Source organism: Solimonas fluminis (genome assembly GCF_002930645.1).
GTDB classification, from domain to species: Bacteria; Pseudomonadota; Gammaproteobacteria; order Nevskiales; family Nevskiaceae; genus Solimonas_A; species Solimonas_A fluminis.
The window spans coordinates 19102-36822 of sequence record NZ_PSNW01000012.1 but is presented as its reverse complement, the minus strand read 5'-3'; the positions used below and the strand labels follow the sequence as shown (position 1 = coordinate 36822).

Here is a 17721-nt window from a genome sequence, read left to right as displayed (position 1 = left end):
AATCCCTCGTGACGAACGCCTATTCCGCCCAGTCCGACAAGCTCCAGCCGCAGGCCGTGGCCTCCAGCCGCTGCGTCAGCCCCAGTCTCCGCAGGAAAGCCTCGTCGTGCGAGACCACCACCAGGGTGCCGGGATACTGGCGCAGCATCGCTTCCAGCGCCTGCAGCGCGGGCAGGTCCAGGTGGTTGCCGGGCTCGTCCAGCAACAGCAGGCGGCTGGGGCGCTCGGCATAGAGCAGGCGTGCCAGCGAGGCCTTCATGCGCTCGCCGCCGCTGAGCGAGGCGCTGGGCTGCCGCACCCGGTCCGCGTCGAGGCCCAGCAGGGCCAGGCGCGTCCGCAACTCGCCCTCGGATTGCCGCGGATTGTCGGCCAGCATCTGTTCCAGCAGGGAGGCGCGTGCATCCAGCGTGGAAAAATGCTGGTCCAGGTAGGCCGCCTCCACCTGCAGGACGCGCCGCCCGGCCTGCGTTGGCCGGTGGCCGGCCAAGACCTTCAGCAGCGTGGATTTTCCGCAGCCGTTGGGTCCTGTCAGCGCGACGCGCTGGCCGCGCAGCAGCTTGAGCGACACCTCCCGCAGCGGGCCGCGCAGATGGGGCAGCCGGATGTCGTCCAGCTCCGCCACGCAGGCCGGGGCGGCAAAGGCGTCGGGGGCGAACAGCACGACCGGGACCTCCTCCGCCACCTGCGCTGCGGCTTCGCGCACGCGTTGCGACAGTGCCTCGCGCGCCTCTTCCTGGCGGGCGCGCAGGCGCCCGCTGCTGGCCTGGCTGCGATCCCTCTGCCGGCCCAGCAGGATCGGCGCCTGGTTGGCTTGCGCGGCCTGCTGCGCGCCGCGCGCCAGCCGGTGTTCCAGGCGCTCGCGCTGTTCGGCCAGCGCGCGCTCCTGGCGCCGCCGCTGCGCCTTGCGCTGCTCCAGCAGCGCCTGCGCCTGTTCACGCTCGCGCGCCCGCGCCTCCGCATGGAGGGAGTAGCCTCCGCCGTAGCCCCGCAGGCCCAGGGAAGACAACTCCACGATGCGTTCCATGGGTTCCAGCAACTCGCGGTCATGGCTGACCACGATCAGGCCGCCGCCCCAGCCCTGCAACTGCGCCAGCAGGCCGCGCCGCTGCTCGCGGTCCAGGTGGTTGCTGGGCTCGTCCAGGATCAGCATCTCCGCACCGCTGAGGAAGGCTCCGGCCAGGGCCACGCGCATCGCCTCGCCGCCGCTGAGACGTGCGGCCGGCGTATCCTGCCTCAGGTGTTCCAGGCCAGCGGCGGACAGCGCCCGATGCAGGCGCTCGCGCACATCCCAGCGCTCGCCCACGGCATCGAAATCCTCCTCGCGCGCGCTGCCGCCCTCGATGCGCTCCAGGGCCGCGATGATCCGGTCCAGGCCTGCGAGGCTGCCCACGGACTGGCCCGGCAGCGCTGCGGGCTGCTGTCCCAGGTAGTGCACGCGGCCGCTGCGCAGGCAGCGGCCGGCGCTGGGCTCCAGTCCGCCGGCCAGGATGCGCGCCAGCACGCTCTTGCCGACGCCATTGCGACCGACCAGGCCCGTGCGTCGCCCATCGAAGCTTTCGTTGAGGTTGGAGAACAGCGCCCGGCCGTCGGGCAGATGAAAGCAAACGCCTTGCAGCGTCAGGGAGACGGGATTCGTCATGCGCACTCCAGGAATAACGCCTGAGACTTCCCCGCGATACCTTGCGGGACGGAAGCAGGCCGTCGCGGGGACGGCGGGCGTTACTGGCGCATCGGACGAAAGCTCCGGCGGATGGAAGAAGGCGAAATTCTAGGGCAGGCGCCCTGGACCTGACAGTGGTATCCGACCGGCGGCGGATGACGGCGCGGGCTGCCGGCGCCGTAGCGGGCCGCGCAGAGCAAAGCGCCCTTTTTTGTGACGCCTGCCCTGTGGCCCCCTGCACGGCCGCTGCCGGAGGCGCACACTGCGCCAGGGGATGCCTGCGGCAGGCATCGCGGTCCAGGGAGCATCGGGGAGGCAAGGCCATGGATTACAGCGAACTCAAGAAGAAGCAGCGCGCCACCTGGGCGCTGGGCGAGTACGACCGCATCGCGGACGGACTCACGGTCTCCACCGACCAGACGCTGCGCGTGGCCCGCATCCGGCCGGGGGAACGCGTGCTGGACCTGGCTACCGGCACCGGCATCACCGCCATCGCCGCACGCGAACGCGGCGCCCAGGTGACCGCGGTGGACCTGACGCCGGAACTCCTCGATATCGCCCGTGACAAGGCACGGGCAGAGGGCTACGGGGACATCGACTTTCGCGAGGGCGATGCGGAATCGCTGCCGCTGCCGGACGGAGCCATCGACGTCGTGCTGTCCACCTGCGGCCACATGTTCGCGCCGGACCAGCCCCGGGTGGCCGCGGAACTGGCGCGCGTCACCCGGCCCGGCGGACGCGTGGTGTTCCTGGCCTGGACGCCCGAGGGCGGCCTGGCGGGATGGTTCCGCATCACCAACCGGCACGTGCCGCCGCCGCCGGGAGTCGCCAGCCCTTTCAACTGGGGCGACCCGGCAAAGGTGCGGGAGTTGCTGGGCAGTGCTTTCGGCGAGCCCGCCTTCGTCCATGGCGATTGCCCGCAGTTCGGCGATTCGCCGGAGGACATCTGGAATCTGTTCTCCACGCGATACGGCCCGACGGTGCGTGCCGTCTCCGCGCTGCAGGGGGACGCGCTGCAGGCTTTCCGGCGCGACATGCTCGACTACCTCGCCGGGTACCGCGCCGCGGCCGACGGCAAGATCCGCTGGGGCCGCGAGTACCTGATCACGCGGGCGCTGCGGGCCTGAACGCCGCGCGCCCGGCGCGCGGAAGCACTCCTACCCGCCGGCCTTTTTCCAGGACGGCCGCATCGCGTAGAACACCGGCACTCCCGCCGCGATCAGGGCCAGCCCGATGGCGCTGTCCGCCGGCATGGTCCACAGCGTGTTGGCGATCAGCAGCACCGACACCGCCACGAACAGCAGCGGGACCCAGGGATAGCCCAGCACGCGGTAGGGGCGCGCTAGGTCCGGGCGCCGCCGCCGCATGACGATCACCGCGGCGCAGACCAGGGCGTAGAAGATCCAGGAGGAGAACACCACGTAGTTGGTGAGCTGGTCGAAGCTGCCCAGCGCCGCCATCACGCAGGCGATCACGGCCTGCACCAGGATCGACACCACCGGCACGCGCGTGCGCGCGCTCAGCCGCCCCAGCGGGCGGAAGAACAGTCCGTCCTGCGCCATCGCGTAGGGCACGCGCGCGTTGCTGAGCACCGAGCCGTTCATGGCGCCCAGCGCGGAGATGACGAAGGCGATGGAGACGACGCCCACCGCGGCCGCGCCCATGAAGGTCATCGCCGCCTTGGTGGCCACCGGCAGGGCACCGGGGTTCATGCTGGAATTGGCGCCGAGAACCTCCTGCAGCGGCAGCGCCAGGAAGTAGCCGAGGTTGATCAGGCAATACACCACCATCACCAGCAGCACGCCCAGGATCAGGGACAGCGGCACGTTCCTTTCCGGCTGCTTCACCTCGCCTGCGGCCATCGGCAGGTTGTTCCAGCCGTCATAGGCCCAGAGCGCGGCGAGCATCGCCAGGCCCAGCCCGGAGAGCGTGAAGGCGTGCGCGGAACTGCCCTGGCCGAGGTGGGCGGTGTCCGCCTGCGGGCTGAAGAACAGCACGCCCACGATCAGGCCCAGCATCAGCAGCAGCTTCACGCCGGTGACGAAGGACTGGACACGCCCGCCCACGGTCACCTGCAGGCAGTTGAGCGCGGTGAAGAACAGCACGAAGGCGATCCCCGTTCCGGCCTTGCCGCCGATGAAATGCAGCGGCAGCGCCCCTTCCAGGAAGGTGGCGGCGCCCACGCCGTAGGCGGCGATGGTGCCGGGGCCGGCGATCCAGAAGCGCGTCCAGCCGTTGAGGAAGGCGGTGAGGTCGCCATAGGCCTCGCGCAGGTAGACGTACTCGCCGCCGGCGCGCGGGAACATGGCGCCCAGCTCGGCATAGCTCAGCGCGCCGGCCAGCGACAGCAGCCCCGCCAGCACCCAGGCCAGCAGCACCCAGGGCGGCGAGCCGACCTGCTGGGCCATGATGGCGCTCTTCAGGAACACGCCGGTGCCGATCATGGAGCCCACCACGATGGCGGCGGCATCGACGAAACCCAGGCCGCGGATCAGGCGGTCGCTCATGGCAGTGGCGGCAGTGGAGACGGGCCCATGTTAACCCGGTGCCCGCCCGCGGCGGCGAGTCCTACTGGTCGATCTGCTCCAGGATCAGCGGGCGGATCGCCCGCCACATGTCCACGCCGGTGTCGGTGCCTTCCACCATCCACAGCGCGGCGCTGTAGTCCTTGTCGAAGTCCATCCACGGCGTGGCGCCGAACAGGCCGGGATCGCTCAGTTCCGGCCCGGCGCTGCCCGGATGCGCATCCGCCGCGGAAATCCACCAGCCGTTGCTGTAGCCGTCCAGCCCGCTGTCCGGCGCCACCGGCTTGAACAGCACCGGCCGGGCGCCGATCTGGCTGCCGGTGACGCTGGCCGCGCTCTGTTCGGACAGCACGGTGGCGTCGCCCGCGCGGCCGCCGTCGAGGAACATGCGCGTGATGCGCAGGTAGTCGGACGTGTCCGACAGCGCGCCGCCGCCGATGCGGGGATTGTCGTTGCCCACGTAGCTGAAGCCGGCGAGGCCCAGCGGCGTGCCGATGCGCTGCTGGAAGAGCTGCGTCCAGGGAATGCCCGCGGCCTGCTGGGCGACGAAGCCGGCGAGCTGGTAACCGGCACCGCTGTAGAAGAAGGCCGCGCCCGGCGGGAAGTTGAGCGGCAGGTTCGCGATCTCCTGCGCACAGGCCTGCAGCGTGGTGGTGTCGTCTTCCAGGCAGGCCGAGCCGAAGGGCAGTCCGGAGCTGTGGTTGAGCAGCATGCGCGTCGTGATCGTCGCCTTGTCCAACGGCCACGAGATGGCGCTGCCGATGTAGGTGGAGACCGGCGCGTCCAGGTCCAGCAGGCCCTGGTCGGCCAGCGCCAGGATGGCGGCGGCCGAGGGGGCCTTGCTGGCCGAGGCGATGGGGATCCTCATGCCCTTGCGCAGGTTGCCGCCGGCGCGCTCGAACACCGTGCGCCCACGGATCTCCAGCGCGAAGATGTAGCCGTCCACCTGGCCTTCGCCGCTGCCCAGGTAACTGTCCAGCGCGGCCGACAGCTCCGTCCAATCGTAGCTGACCACCTTCAGCGTGGCTTCCGCCGTGCGCACGCCGCCGGGGCCGGTCGCGGTCAGCCGATAGGTGGTGGTCGCCGTCGGCGACACGCTGAGGCTGCCGCTGGCGGGCTGTGCGCCCAGGCCGGGTTCGATGCGGACCTCCGTCGTCTCGCGGGTGGCCCAGCTCAGCGTGGCCGGTTCGCCCGCCTGCACCGAGGCCAGGCTGAGGCCGAAGCTCGTGATCGCCGGCGGCGGCAGCACGGTCACCGTCACCTCGCGGCTGTCGCTGCCGCCCAGGCCGGTGGCCGTGAGGCGGTAGGTGGTGGTGGTGGCCGGGCTCAGTGTCAGGCTGCCGTCAGCGGGGACCGGCCCTACGCCGTTGTCGATGCTGACCAGCGTTGCGTCGGAGGTGGTCCATTGCAACTCGCTGCTGCCGCCTTCCGCGACCGCCGCGGGATTGGCCGTGAAACTGTCGACGCGAGCGGCCGGCAGCACCGTGACCGTCACCTGCGCGCTCGCGCTGCGCGTGCCGGCACTGTTGGTGGCGGTGAGGGTGTAGGTGGTGGTCAGCAGCGGCCGGACCGTGGCGCTGCCCTGTGCTGCCCGCTCACCGAGGCCGGGTTCGATGCGGACTGAAGTGACGTTGGCGGCGTCCCAGCTCAGCGTTGCGGCGGTTCCAGGTAGCACGCTGGTGGGATTGGCGGCGAAGCTGCGCACCACCGGGGCGGCCGTTGCGGCGCGATCTTCTCCACCGCCGCCGCCCCCGCCTCCACAGGCGCTGATGGTCGTCAGCAGGGCCAGCGCGGCGGCGAAACGGACAGCGGGAATGAGCGGCATCGGGACATCCTTGTTCGATCGGCAGGACGCCGCAGGGCGGCGTTCGTTCGGCCCCGTAGCGGCCGACCGCTGCATGGTGAACGTCCCTGGGGTGCCAGGGATAGGCCGGCTGGACGAGCGGCGGGGATGGCGTGGCTGGCGGTGGGCGGGAGGATGTTTAGTTTTTCTAAACGATCCCACGAGAACATATCAATTGTTGCGCTGCACCAGCTTCCGTAAATTGCACCCATCGGAAGTTTCTTGGAGCGCAAAAGGAGGTACCCATGTTTGCAACGATCATCGTCGCCAGTGTCGCCGCCAGCCTGATGTCGGTCGCCGTCCTGGAAGTCACGGATACCGTTGTGGACCTCCGCCGCGCTGAGGCAAGCAACTGAACTGAAAACCTTTTTCATGCCGCGGTGCGCGGCGCCCGCCCTTCCCCCCAAGGCTCCGCGCACCCCGGCAACGATCTCCTCCAGATCCCGCCATGGGATCTATTCTTCAAGGCCGCAGTCCCCCTCGCGGCCTTTTCTTTTTTTCCGTCGCGCCCTGGGCATTCTTCGCGTCCAGGGCGGCTTCCTCCAGCAGCCATTTGCGGAAGGCCACCACCTCTGGCCGGCTGACCGATGCCGCGGCCGTGATCGCGTAGTACGCCCGGTCCAGGCGGATCGCCTGCGGGATCGCCACCACCAGGTCTCCGCGCGCCAGCTCGTCCGAAGCGAACAGCGGCGTGGCCAGGGTCACGCCCAGGCCGTCCGTGGCCGCGTCCAGCGCCAGCGTGGAGTGGTCGAACTGCAGGCCGCGCCGCGGGTCCACGTCCGTCACCCCGGCATGGCGCAGCCACTGCGCCCAGCCCGAGCGCGTGCGGTCCTCGATATGCGTGTCGCCATGCAGCAGCGCGTGGTAGCGCAGGTCCGCGGCCGTTTTCAGCGGGTGCTCGCCCTGCCTGGTCAGGCGCGGGTGGCACATGGGCACGATATCCACGGCGAACAGCAGGTCCACGTGCTCGCCGGCCGGTCGGCCGTTGCTGAAGCGGATGTCCAGGTCCGGCTCGGACTCCGGCGCTTCCTCCGCACCCGGCGGACGCTCCGTGGGCCGGATCATGTTGCCGCTGGCCAGCACGCGCACGTCGATTCCCTGGTACACCGCCAGGAAGCGATGCAGGCGCGGCATGATCCAGCGCGAGGCGAAGGTCGGCGTGGTCTTCACCGTCAGGTGCGGCGTGCGGCCGTAGTCGCGCAGCTCGCCCACGCCTCGCGTCAGCAGCTCGAAGGCGCGCTGGAACAGGGGCAGCGCCGCCGCCGCGGCCGGCGTCAGCTCCACGCCGCGCGGCAGCCGGCGGAACAGCTCCACGCCCAGTTGCTCCTCCAGAGCCTTGATCTGGTGCGTGACCGCCGCCGGCGTCACGAACAGTTCGTCGGCGGCCTTGCGGAAACTGCGATGGCGCGCCACGGCCTCGAAGGCACGCAGGGCATTGAGCGGGGGAAGGCGGGAAGTGGTCACGGGAGCGGCCGCCGAAGTCAGGGCGGTCTGGATCGGGCCTACAGTGTAGCCGGGAACCGGTGAATGCTGACCCACCCCGGCGTGTAGGGTTTTGCTGATTCAGGAACCGGATTCCTGGTACAGCGCTTCTTCGAGCAATGATTCGTAGACATGCAGTCTCAGCTTGAGTGACTGTGCGAGCAGGCCGCCGACGTACAGGACGAGGATGACGAAGCCAAGCAGCGCTTCGGTGAAATTGATGCCCGGAGGCCATCCCAACTCGAAGTCGCGGAACTGAAGGAAGAGAGCCACAAGCACGGGTAGTGCACCCAGCTTCTCCATGCCGCCCAACAGCAGGCCGGATCGTCTTGAAAATGTTCCCAGTCGGTTCTTTACGAACCGTAGACCGTTGGAAATATCCTGACGGCCGTGGCTGCGTATCCAGCCAACGACCCGTGTCTGGGCCTGGTAATCGGCATCGAGTTCCGCCGCAAAGTCCTGCTTCATTTTCTCCCGATCCATGGAGCGAACCTGGGACAGTACGATGAACACGCCTGCCAGGGTTTCCAGCGCCAAGCCCGACAATGCGACAATTTTCGCCAGCGACGCGGGAAAGAATGGCAATGACGCCAGTGTTATTGCGAACCCAAGCACAAAGGCGAGCCAGGCTTTCGTCTGTGCCGGACTGTCGCGCTCATCAGGGTGCTTTGGGTAATGCTGAGAAATCTGCCGGTTCAGATCCGACAGGTAGAGAGGCCTGAGCTTCGGCGAGTCATCGGTAAAAGGGCAGTCCATGGTGACGTGCTGCAAGGCTTTCGGGCGGTGACGAGACCTTTGCAGCCCTCGACGCGGCACGCAACGTGACGACCGAATCAGGCGGATCCAGGCGGCGCGGGCGGCCGCGACCCTCGCGAGCTTGCCTATCGGACGCCACGAGCCGCAGGCTTCCAGCAATGAACGACCGGCAACCCATCGATCCCCGAGGACGCGTTTCATCCATGGCATGATCTCGATGACCGCCATCGGATTCATCATGGGCGTGGTCCTGGTGAAGACGCAGTCGCGCGTGGTGGCAGGCCTGATGCTGGCCTGGCTGGTCCTCGGCTCCATCCGCCTCTCCCGCATCCGCTGCCCGCAATGCCGCACGCAGGTGGGCGAGCAGGGCAGGGTCTCCGGCATTCCGGTCCTCGGAGCCTTTCCCCGGCGCCATTGCTCGCGCTGCGGAGCCGACCTCGCGCGGCCGGGACCTTAGCGGCTGCAGCGCGGCCGGTTCCAGGCCAGCCGCGCTGCATTGCCGCAGCAGGCCTACCGCGCGAACACCTGGAAGGCCGGAGAAGCCCAGCCCAGGCCCGAGTTCGCGGGCGGTGCGGACATCGGCTTGCCGCCGTAGATCACCGTGTCCGCGGTGCCGTACTGCTGCCAGGGGATCGTCGGCTGCTGGCTGACGCCGGGCTTGCTGTAGTCGCAGACGCCCTCCGGGAACACGGCCTGCAGCTGCGCCCACTGCTCGTCGGTGAAGCCGAAGAGGCCGTAGTTGTCGTTGCGGTCCATCGGCTTGAGCTGGCACTTGTTGGTGTCGGTGGTGATGGCGTCGCCGGCACCGGTGCGCGGCGTGCCGTAGATGCCCACCACCAGTGGACCGCAGACCTGGTCCAGCAGCTTCTGGCCGACGCCGTCGAAGCAGGCGTCCTTCAGGTCCGCCGGCTTGTTGGTGACGATCTTCTGCGCCAGCGGCGCATTGCCGCTGTCCTGCTCCACCGCGGCCAGCCAGCGGTCCATGGCGGCGAAGCTGTTCTGGGCGCAGGAGTTGTCGCCCATGATCAGCACCGGGCCTTCCCAGATCAGCTGGTTGCCGTGGTGGCCGTGGGCGCGGTCCAGGCGCGCGCGCATGGCGTAGGCGCGATAGGCGTCGTGGAAGGCGCCGGGGTCCGGGCCGCGGCAGTCGATGATCGCCACCTGGTCCATGTTGTTGCCCTGGTTGATCATGCCGCTGCGGTAGGCGTTGGCCAGGGCCGGCTGCACGGCGGCCACGCGCTCGGGGATCACGTTGGCGTCCTGGTCGGCGGCGCCGATCTTCACGTTCAGGTCCACGAACTGCGCCGGCAGGATCAAGCCCTGCTGCAGCGCCTTGAGGCCGTACTGCACGCCGATATTGTCGAGCGGGAAGCCGGCGAAGCCGCGGCCGATCTGCTTTTCCATCGGGCTCCACAGCGCCGGCGGGCGCGGGCCCAGCAGGTTGATGGCGGCGTCCTGCACGCTGCAGCGCACGCCGCCAGGGTTGGTTTCCGGATGGTAGCGCTGCTCCTCGCTGACGCCCGCGCAGGCATGCGTGGGCACCGCCACGTGGAACTGCGCGCTGTCGCTCACCTGCGAGTTCACGATGGCCAGATGATCCTGCACATTGGCCATCTGCGTGGGCAGCCAGACCACGCCGGGTGCCCACTTCGAGGGATCGAAGAAGTAGGCCAGCGTCAGGTGGTAGTCCAGGAACTGCGTCGCCGTGCTCCAGGCGTCGGGGAAGGAGCAGGTGGGCAGGATGCCCTGGTAGATGCCGGGATAGGCGTTGGCCACCTGCTGCTGCGTCAGCGAGCCGCCCGAGCAGCCCTGGCCGATGGTGTAGCGCAGCTCGCCGTACTGCTCGATCACGCGTTCCTTGGCCATCACCAGCGATTCGGCCTGCAGGGCGACGTTGCAGTTGTGGCCGGCATGGTCAAGCGCCGTGGACATCACCGCGAAGCCCTTGCCCAGCGCCAGTTCCGTGGCGTCCTTGAGCACCTCCACCGGCAGGCCGAAGGGCAGCAGCTGGCCGCCGACCACGGGAATGTCGGTGCCGCTGCCCGGGATCACCGAGGGGGCCGAGCCGGTCTGGTAGTCGATGCCGCAGGCGAAGCCGTGATTGATCACGAGCTTGTGGTTGAACTGCGGCTGCGGCGCCGTGGCAGTCCAGGGCTGGTCCGGCTGGTAGAGCGTGGCGATCTTGTACTGGTCGCGGTCCTGGTAGCCGGTCTCCACGCGCACGATGAAGGGCACGGTGACGCCCTGGTCCGTGGTGGTGCTGGCCACGTCGTCCGGCGGATTCTCCGGATCATAGGGCTGCAGGCCGTTCATCAACGGCGTGCTGGACTTGTAGAAGAAGGCGTACTCGGGCGGCTGGTTGCACTGCGCGTCCACCGCACCCGGGTTGGTGCAGGTCCAGGGCTGCAGCTGCGGCCCGGCGAACACCGGCCCGCCGTGCGGGTGGTTGGTCAGCGTGAGGCGGGCCGTGCCCAGCCCGGGCAGGCTTGCGCTCACCGTGTTGCGGCCGATGGCCATGCCGCTGACCAACCCGATCACGCGGCCGTCTGCGCGCCGCGCGAAGGCGCTGCTGGCGTCGGTGCCCGCCACCGTCACCTTCAGCTGGCTGGCGTCGGCGTCCGCGGGCAGCTTCACTTCCAGCAGTGCATCGCCGCTGGAGATCAGGTCCGGGCGGTTGGACAGCACGCGCAGTTCCATCGCGCCGCTGTTGTTGCCGCCGCCTTCGCGGGTGTCGCCGGAAGCGGGATCGGAGCGGCTGCAGGAGGCCAGCGAGGCGGCCAGCAGCAGGGTGGCGAAGGACAAGGTCCATGCAGCGGACACGCCGCGGCGGACCTGGCGACAGGCGGAACGGATCAAGACAGCTCTCCCCCGGGGTGATACCCCAGCACATTGCCGGCGTTCTTTGGCGCGCGGCGGTTTCGTTATGCGCTGAGTCTATGCCGGGCCGGAGGGCGCGCCAATGATTGTTTTTATTTATTTAAAATAAGAGAAAAATTATATTAATAAAAATACCAGCAGGCGGATTTCGGCGGTCGCGCTGCAGGGGGGATTCGCTAGCAGCCACATTGAAATGCCCCGGCTTTCGGCGCAGTCTGGAGGCAGCGTCGCTACGGGGAGCAAGCCATGGCCTTCATCGATTGGCGTATGCAGGGGATGCAGATATCCAATTGCAACTGCAATCTCGGATGTCCCTGCCAGTTCAACGCGCTGCCTTCGCACGGCCACTGCCGCGCCTTCGTCTTCATCCAGATCGACAAGGGCCACTTCGGCGACGTGTCGCTGGATGGCCTGCGCTGGGGCGGCTTCTACGAGTGGCCCGGGCCGATCCACCTGGGCAACGGCCGGGCGATGCCGATCATCGACGAGCGTGCCGACGGCCGGCAGCGTGCGGCGCTGGAGGCCATCGCGCATGGCAAGGAGACCGAGCCCGGATCGCTGATCACCCAGGTCTTCAGCACCACGTTGAGCAGCGCCCTGCCCACGCAGTACAGGCCCATCGACCTGAAGATCGACCAGAAGGCCGGCACGGCGCAGGTCAGCATCCAGGGACTGATCGACGCGCATGCCGAGCCGATCCGCAATCCCATCACCGGTGCGCCGCACCGGGCCACCGTGAGCCTGCCCACCGGCTTCGAGTACAGCGAGGCGGAGTTCCTCTCGGGCACGGCCAGGACCCAGGGAGAGATCCGGCTGGAGTTCAACGGCACGCATGCGCACATCGCCAAGGTCCATTGGAGCACGAACGGACTGGTGCGCTGACCGGCGCGCCGCGTGATGCAGGCCAGCCCGGCGGTCGACTCCCCGCTCGAAGTCCTGCTGAAGCGTGACCGCGTCATCGTGCTTGCCGGGCTGGCCGGCGCCTCGGCGCTCTGCTGGCTCTACCTGGCCCTGGCGTCCCGCGACATGTATGGCGCCATGGACGGCTTGTCCGCCTGGATGATGACCGCGGAATGGGACCTGCGGTATGCCCTGCTGATCTTCGGCATGTGGGTGGTGATGATGATCGGCATGATGCTGCCGAGCGCCGCGCCCACGATCCTGCTGTATGTCCGCATCCTGCGCGGCAGCGATCCGGCCGGCGCGCCGCTGGCACGCGCCTATGCCTTCATGGGGGGCTACCTGCTGGCCTGGGCGGCCTTCAGCCTGCTGGCCACCCTGCTGCAGGGCCTGCTGGCGCGGGCCGCGCTGCTGTCGCCGATGATGGATAGCGCGCATGCGCCGTTCAGCGCGGCGCTGCTGTTCGTGGCGGCGCTCTACCAGCTCACGCCGCTGAAACAGACCTGCCTCGACAGTTGCCGCTCGCCGGCCGAGTTCCTGACCCGCCACTGGCGCCCCGGCCTGGGCGGCGCGCTGCGCCTGGGCGCCCATCACGGCCTCTACTGCGTGGGCTGCTGCTGGGCGCTGATGCTGCTGCTGTTTGCCGGCGGCGTGATGAGCCTGCTGTGGATCGGCGGCATCACGCTCTACGTGCTGGCGGAGAAGCTGGCGCCGCTGGGCGCGCGGGGCAGCCGCTACAGCGGCGTGCTGCTGCTCCTGGGCGGGGCCTGGCTGCTGCTGGGCGCCGGCTGAGCGTCGAGGGCTCCGCTACGCGGCGCGGGTAAGGAGCAGCCGGCTCTTCCGGCTGGGACTGCCTGCCACACGGCGGCGTCACCCCGAGGCGTGAATGCTGACGTTTTCCGGCAGCATTCGGGGCTTGGTCGCCGGATCGCGGCGCTAGCCTGTGCGGGTATCCCCGATCCACGGAGCCCGCATGCAGAAGCAACCCCCAACAGTACACATCCACATCGGCAGCCTGACGATCATTCACCCGCAGGCTGGCGAAGCGCCGCGCAAGGCATCGGGCGAACGGATCCTGTCCGCCCTCGTGGCCCTGCTGGAACTGGCGAAGCGGGTCTGGCCGTGGGCCAGCTGAGGTGCTGCGCCGGGCCAGGCCAGACCCATTGCCGCTGCAGACAAAAGCCTGCCGGGCGGTCGTCTGTTCGGACGAGCATGGGCAGGGGGCCAACCCTTTAGGCTCGGCTGAAGAGCCCGCCAAGTCCTGCCCCCCGGAGGATGCGCGCGGAGCCCGGGGGACACCAGAGTCCCCAGCTGCCACACCGCGGAGCATGGCCCGACAGAGGCCGGCCGGCGGCGTCGGCTTCATCCCCGGCGAACACGCCGGGACCGGTGCATGGAGAACAGAGGGGAAAGCATGGCAAGTCGCAGGCGGGCACTCGCGGTCGGGTTGCTGGCGGGGTTTCTTGGTTCCGCAGCGGCCCAGGACAACAACGACGACCTGTGGGAGGCGCTGGAGCAGCTCGACGAGCCCGCGCCGGCCGCGGCGCCCGCCAGCGCCGAGCCTGCCGCGCCGGCAGAGACGCCGCCCCAGGCCGAGGCTCCGGCAAGCCCCGCCGATGCCGCACCGCAGGTCATCGTGGAGCCGGAAGCGCCGCTGCCGACCATCGCGGTGGAGCCGCTGCGCCCCGAGGCGCCGCCGCCCGAAGCGCCGCGCAAGCGCGGCGGCGGGATGCAGCTGGAGGAGATCGTGGTCACGGCGCAGCGCAAGGAAGCCTCGCTGCAGGACACGCCGATCTCGATCGAGGCCTTCGGCGCCGAGAAGCTGGAGCTGCGCGGCATCGGCAGCCTGGAGGACCTGGGCTCCAACGTGCCGAGCATGGTGATCGAGCCGCATCCGCTGTCCAACACCACGCTGCGCATCACCATCCGCGGCGTGGGCATCACCGACTCGCAGGTCACGCAGGACCCCGCCGTGGGCATCTACCTGGACGGCGTCTACCTGGCGCGCTCCGTGGGCCTGGCGCTGGACCTGGCGGACATCGAGCGCATGGAAGTGCTGCGCGGCCCGCAGGGCGTGCTCTACGGGCGCAACTCCACCGGCGGCGCCGTCAACGTCATCACCAGGCGGCCCGATCCGTCCGCCTTCAGCATGAACCACAAGCTGACCATCGGCGACCGCAACCTGCTGGTGGGCAAGAGCTCCTTCAACCTGCCGCTGTCCGACGACTTCGCGGTGAAGCTGGCGCTGCTGGCGCGCCAGAGCGACGGCTTCGTGGAGAACACCGGAGAGGGCGAGGACTTCGGCGACAGCCGCTCGCTGGGCCTGCGCTTCGACGCGCGCTGGCTGGCCAGCGACGGCCTCACGGTGGACTACGGCTACGACTTCACCGACCTGAAGTACGTGAACTACATGTTCCAGAGCGTGCTCAAGCCCGAGACCAACCACGGCCTGGCGGAGTTCTTCAAGCCCTACGCGGTGGCCAACACGGTGTATTCCAGCAGCCGCCTGGAGCGCATGGCGTCCGGCGCGCCCATGGAGGCTTCCACGGCCGAGGTCAGCGGGCACACGCTGACGCTGACGCAGAAGTTCGACAGCTTCGACCTGAAGTACATCGGCGCCTACCGCAAGCTGGAGGACTCGCAGTATCCCGACCTCAGCGGCGGCAAGGGCGACACCGGATACCGCATCGACACCAATGCCTACGACAGCGCCGCGGCGCGCATGGTCAACGGCGGGCAGCCGACGCCGCTGGTGATTCCCACCACCTTCCAGGACCAGTGGTCGCACGAGTTGCAGATCAGCGGCAACGCCTGGGACGAGCGCCTGTCCTATATCGCCGGCCTGTACTACTTCACGGAGGAGGGCGGCGAGGATGGCGGGCCGATGCACCACATCCAGAGCGCCACGGTGGATCCGCAGCAGACGGATTTCATCTTCAGCCTGCTGCCGGCGCCGCTGCGCGCGCTGCTGCAGAACAACGCCCTGCCGAGGCTCTCCGCCTACTGGGACTACCTCTACGGCATCAAGAACAAGGCCTATGCGGCCTACGGGCAGATCAGCTTCCGGCCCGACATGATGGATCGGCGCCTGAACTTCACCGTGGGCCTGCGCGCCTCGCGCGACGAGCGCTACGCCATCAAGGACTTCATCCAGCGCCAGTACCTGGAACTGCGCCTGGCCGACGCCAGCCTGGTGGCGGTGCCGGTGCCGGCGGCGATCGCCGGCAGCTCCGACGACTTCAACGGCGTGGAGGCCAGCGTGGAGTACGACGACCTGTCGCCCTCCGCCAATGTCCAGTTCAACCTCACCGACATGGCCACCGCCTACCTGTCCTACTCCACGGCCTACAAGAGCGGCGGCTTCAATACGCGCGATCCGCAGGTCTCGGCCGCTTCCGGCGCCGCGTCGGACGGCACCAACTACGGCTTCGGCTTCGTGGAGGGATTCAAGCCGGAGCGGGTCAAGTCCTGGGAGCTGGGCCTGAAGAGCGAATGGCTGGAGCGCGCGCTGCGCATCAACGGCGCGGCGTTCTACAGCGACTACACCGACATGCAGACCAACTTCCTGATCTCCGGCACGATCTCCGACACCAAGTCGCGCAATGCCGGCCGGGCGCGCATGACGGGCCTGGAACTGGAGACGGCCTTCATCCCGGCGCAGAACCTGATGCTGGGCCTGCAGTACGCCTACCTGGATGCGCGCGTGCTGGAGGTGATGGACATCGACGGCAACAACGTGGCCCACCTCTATCCCTTCATCTCCGCGCCGCGGCATTCCGGCGTGGTCTTCGCGGACTGGACCGTGGCGCAGCCGTCCTGGGGCGAGCTGCGGGCCTACGCGAGCTGGAACTACATCGGCGACCGCACCGGCTTCGTCATCACCGAAGAGCGCCGCGGCCTGACCGCGATCGACGGCTACGGCCTGTTCAATCTGCGCCTGATGGCCAACAACATCCGCTTCGGCGAGCGCGGCACGCTGGACGTGGCGCTCTGGGGCAAGAACCTGCTGGACAAGGAATACGAGCTGACCGCCATCGACAACCTGCCGCAGGCCGACCGCGCCGTGCTCTGGGGCGATCCGCGCAGCATCGGCATGGACTTCGTCTACCGCTTCGAGTGAGGGGTGGTGCGGCGGGCCTCCCGGCGGGGGAGGCCTGCTTTCCCCGGGGCCGCCATCCACCGGCGCCGGTATCTTTGCTCCATGCAGCACCGCGCGGCCGCGCCGCTAGCCCTGCCGGAATCGATGTTTTCCGGGCGGTGGGTCATGTCGGGATCGGGTGCGGGCCGCGAACGGCGGCGGACGGGGTGGGTCAACCTGCTGCGGCGCGGCCTGTACGGCCTGCTGCTGTGGATCAGCCAGCCGCTCAATGCCATGGCGGCCGGCGACCACCCGGCCGCGGCGGCGGAACCCAAGGCGCGCCGCGCCACGATCGACATCCAGCTGCAGCCGGCCGAAAGCCCCGGCGAGATGCCCGGCTGGCGCGTGGGCTACAGCACCGCGGATCCGCGCATCGCGCCGGCCCTGTCGCCACTGGCCGAGCGCCTGCGCCGGCAGCGCTGGAGCTTTGACCGCAGCCTGCCCAACCTGCGCGCGGGCGTGGGCCTGGATATCGACCTGCCCGAGGCCGGCAATCTCCACCTGAACCTGCTGCCGCCCCGGAGCCAGGCCCCCAACGCGGCCCAGGGGCTGCGCTGGCAGCTCTCCGCCGACGACAGCGGCGACACCGCGCGGATCTGGTCGCTGGGCGGCACGCTGGACCGCGTGAGCAGCGGCGACAAGCCCGGCGAGACGGGCGAGCAGAGGCTGACGGTGACGCCGCAACTGGTGCTCGACGTGGATGCGCTGGCCGGCATGAAGGGCGACGCCCGGATGATGATCCAGCGCGCCCAGTGGCGCGACAGCCAGAGCGGCGAAGACCTGGGCCAGGTATGGCAGGTGAACCTGCGCTGGCGCTTCTAGGGAAGCCCTGAAAAAGTCCGTTCGTGCTGGGCCTGTCGAAGCATGGGCGGGCTTTCCGCCCTGCGGGTCAACGAGTTTCCGTCAGGCCTTCGATCCTTCGACGGGCTCAGGACTTCGGGGCGGACGGCAGCTTCTTCAGAGTTTCCCCGAGGCGCCGCCGGCAGGGCCACCATCGGCCTTTGCCGCCAACCCTTCCGGGAATCCCGGCGCGCAGCGGCTGTCGAAGCGGAAACGGAATGATTCCGCGCCAAGGAGATGCCCATGCACAAGAGCCGCCTGGGGAACATCGTCATCGACGTACAGGGGACGGACCTCTGGGAACACGCCGTGTTCTGGAGCGCGGCCCTGGGCTGCCCCCTGCCCGGCAGGCCAGAGAAAGCGGAGAAGTTCATCCAGCTCCAGACCCGGCCGGGCGAGGTTCAGGTGATCCTCCAGGCGGTGGAGCATCCGCCGCGCGTGCACCTGGATATCGAGACCGACGACATCGTGAAAGAAGTGGCCCGCCTGCAGCGGGCCGGCGCCACAGTGTTCGCGGAGCGCGAGAAATGGGTGGTGATGCAGGCGCCCAGCGGGCATCGCTTCTGCGTGGGCCGGCCATTCCGCGCGGGCTTCGATGCGGGAGCGTCGGCCTGGCGCGACTAGCGCGCAGCAGGGGGGGCGAAGCCGGCATGCTTGCGTTCCACAAAAACCTGCTCCGCCGGGCCGTGTCCGGAGGAAT

Annotated in this window: 14 protein-coding genes; 8 read left to right on the top strand and 6 right to left on the bottom strand. The window is 69.1% G+C overall.

Translation table 11 applies throughout. The annotated features are described in order from the left end of the window. Window positions 1-19: 19 nt before the first annotated feature. Entirely contained in the window at window positions 20-1639 is a 1620-nt protein-coding gene (locus C3942_RS18015; protein ID WP_104231757.1) for an ABC-F family ATP-binding cassette domain-containing protein, read from the bottom strand. 344 nt (window positions 1640-1983) lie between these two features. On the opposite strand from C3942_RS18015, the gene C3942_RS18010 reads away from it, so the two are divergent. Beyond that, window positions 1984-2787, top strand: a complete 804-nt coding sequence (locus tag C3942_RS18010) for a class I SAM-dependent methyltransferase (RefSeq protein WP_165797521.1) — start codon at window positions 1984-1986, stop codon at window positions 2785-2787. Window positions 2788-2817: 30 nt separating this feature from the next. Here the strand turns inward: C3942_RS18010 and C3942_RS18005 are convergent, their stop codons facing one another. The 4 genes from C3942_RS18005 to C3942_RS17990 all read right to left on the bottom strand — a co-directional run bounded on the left by C3942_RS18005 (window position 2818) and on the right by C3942_RS17990 (window position 8506). Beyond that, window positions 2818-4167 (bottom strand): APC family permease, encoded by a 1350-nt coding sequence (locus C3942_RS18005; RefSeq protein WP_104231755.1) that lies wholly within the window; start codon window positions 4165-4167, stop codon window positions 2818-2820. 61 nt (window positions 4168-4228) lie between these two features. Next, entirely contained in the window at window positions 4229-6010 is a 1782-nt protein-coding gene (locus C3942_RS18000) for a serine hydrolase domain-containing protein (RefSeq protein WP_165797520.1), read from the bottom strand. A gap of 480 nt (window positions 6011-6490) precedes the next feature. Next, entirely contained in the window at window positions 6491-7492 is a 1002-nt protein-coding gene (locus C3942_RS17995; protein ID WP_133164353.1) for a LysR family transcriptional regulator, read from the bottom strand. Between the two features lie 99 nt (window positions 7493-7591). Continuing rightward, entirely contained in the window at window positions 7592-8506 is a 915-nt protein-coding gene (locus C3942_RS17990; RefSeq protein WP_133164352.1) for a hypothetical protein, read from the bottom strand. On the opposite strand from C3942_RS17990, the gene C3942_RS17985 reads away from it, so the two are divergent. Then, complete coding sequence (locus C3942_RS17985) at window positions 8484-8723, top strand: hypothetical protein (protein ID WP_104231751.1); 240 nt, start codon at window positions 8484-8486, stop codon at window positions 8721-8723. The two genes, C3942_RS17990 and C3942_RS17985, sit on opposite strands and share 23 nt — an antisense overlap. A 53-nt stretch (window positions 8724-8776) precedes the next feature. On the opposite strand, the gene C3942_RS17980 is transcribed toward C3942_RS17985, so the two are convergent. Continuing rightward, window positions 8777-11122, bottom strand: a complete 2346-nt coding sequence (locus tag C3942_RS17980; RefSeq protein WP_104231750.1) for a DUF6351 family protein — start codon at window positions 11120-11122, stop codon at window positions 8777-8779. A gap of 267 nt (window positions 11123-11389) precedes the next feature. Here C3942_RS17980 and C3942_RS17975 point away from each other — a divergent pair, with 267 nt between their 5' ends. The 6 genes from C3942_RS17975 (at window position 11390) to C3942_RS17955 (ending at window position 17645) form a co-directional block, all read left to right on the top strand. After that, window positions 11390-12025 carry a DUF1326 domain-containing protein gene (locus C3942_RS17975; RefSeq protein WP_104231749.1) on the top strand — a complete coding sequence of 212 codons (636 nt, stop codon included), beginning with the start codon at window positions 11390-11392 and terminating at the stop codon, window positions 12023-12025. Window positions 12026-12040: 15 nt separating this feature from the next. Further along, window positions 12041-12835, top strand: coding sequence for a DUF2182 domain-containing protein (locus C3942_RS17970; protein WP_104231854.1), 795 nt, complete (start codon window positions 12041-12043; stop codon window positions 12833-12835). A gap of 181 nt (window positions 12836-13016) precedes the next feature. Next, window positions 13017-13178: a hypothetical protein gene (locus tag C3942_RS22405; protein WP_165797519.1), complete on the top strand. Its 162-nt coding sequence runs from the start codon at window positions 13017-13019 to the stop codon at window positions 13176-13178. Window positions 13179-13457: 279 nt separating this feature from the next. Beyond that, window positions 13458-16163 carry a TonB-dependent receptor gene (locus C3942_RS17965; RefSeq protein WP_243393664.1) on the top strand — a complete coding sequence of 902 codons (2706 nt, stop codon included), beginning with the start codon at window positions 13458-13460 and terminating at the stop codon, window positions 16161-16163. 144 nt (window positions 16164-16307) lie between these two features. After that, window positions 16308-17003, top strand: coding sequence for a hypothetical protein (locus tag C3942_RS17960; RefSeq protein WP_104231748.1), 696 nt, complete (start codon window positions 16308-16310; stop codon window positions 17001-17003). 261 nt (window positions 17004-17264) lie between these two features. Next, the gene (locus C3942_RS17955) at window positions 17265-17645 is read left to right on the top strand and encodes a VOC family protein (RefSeq protein ID WP_104231747.1); all 381 of its coding nucleotides are present in this window, start codon (window positions 17265-17267) and stop codon (window positions 17643-17645) included. Window positions 17646-17721 lie beyond the last annotated feature (76 nt).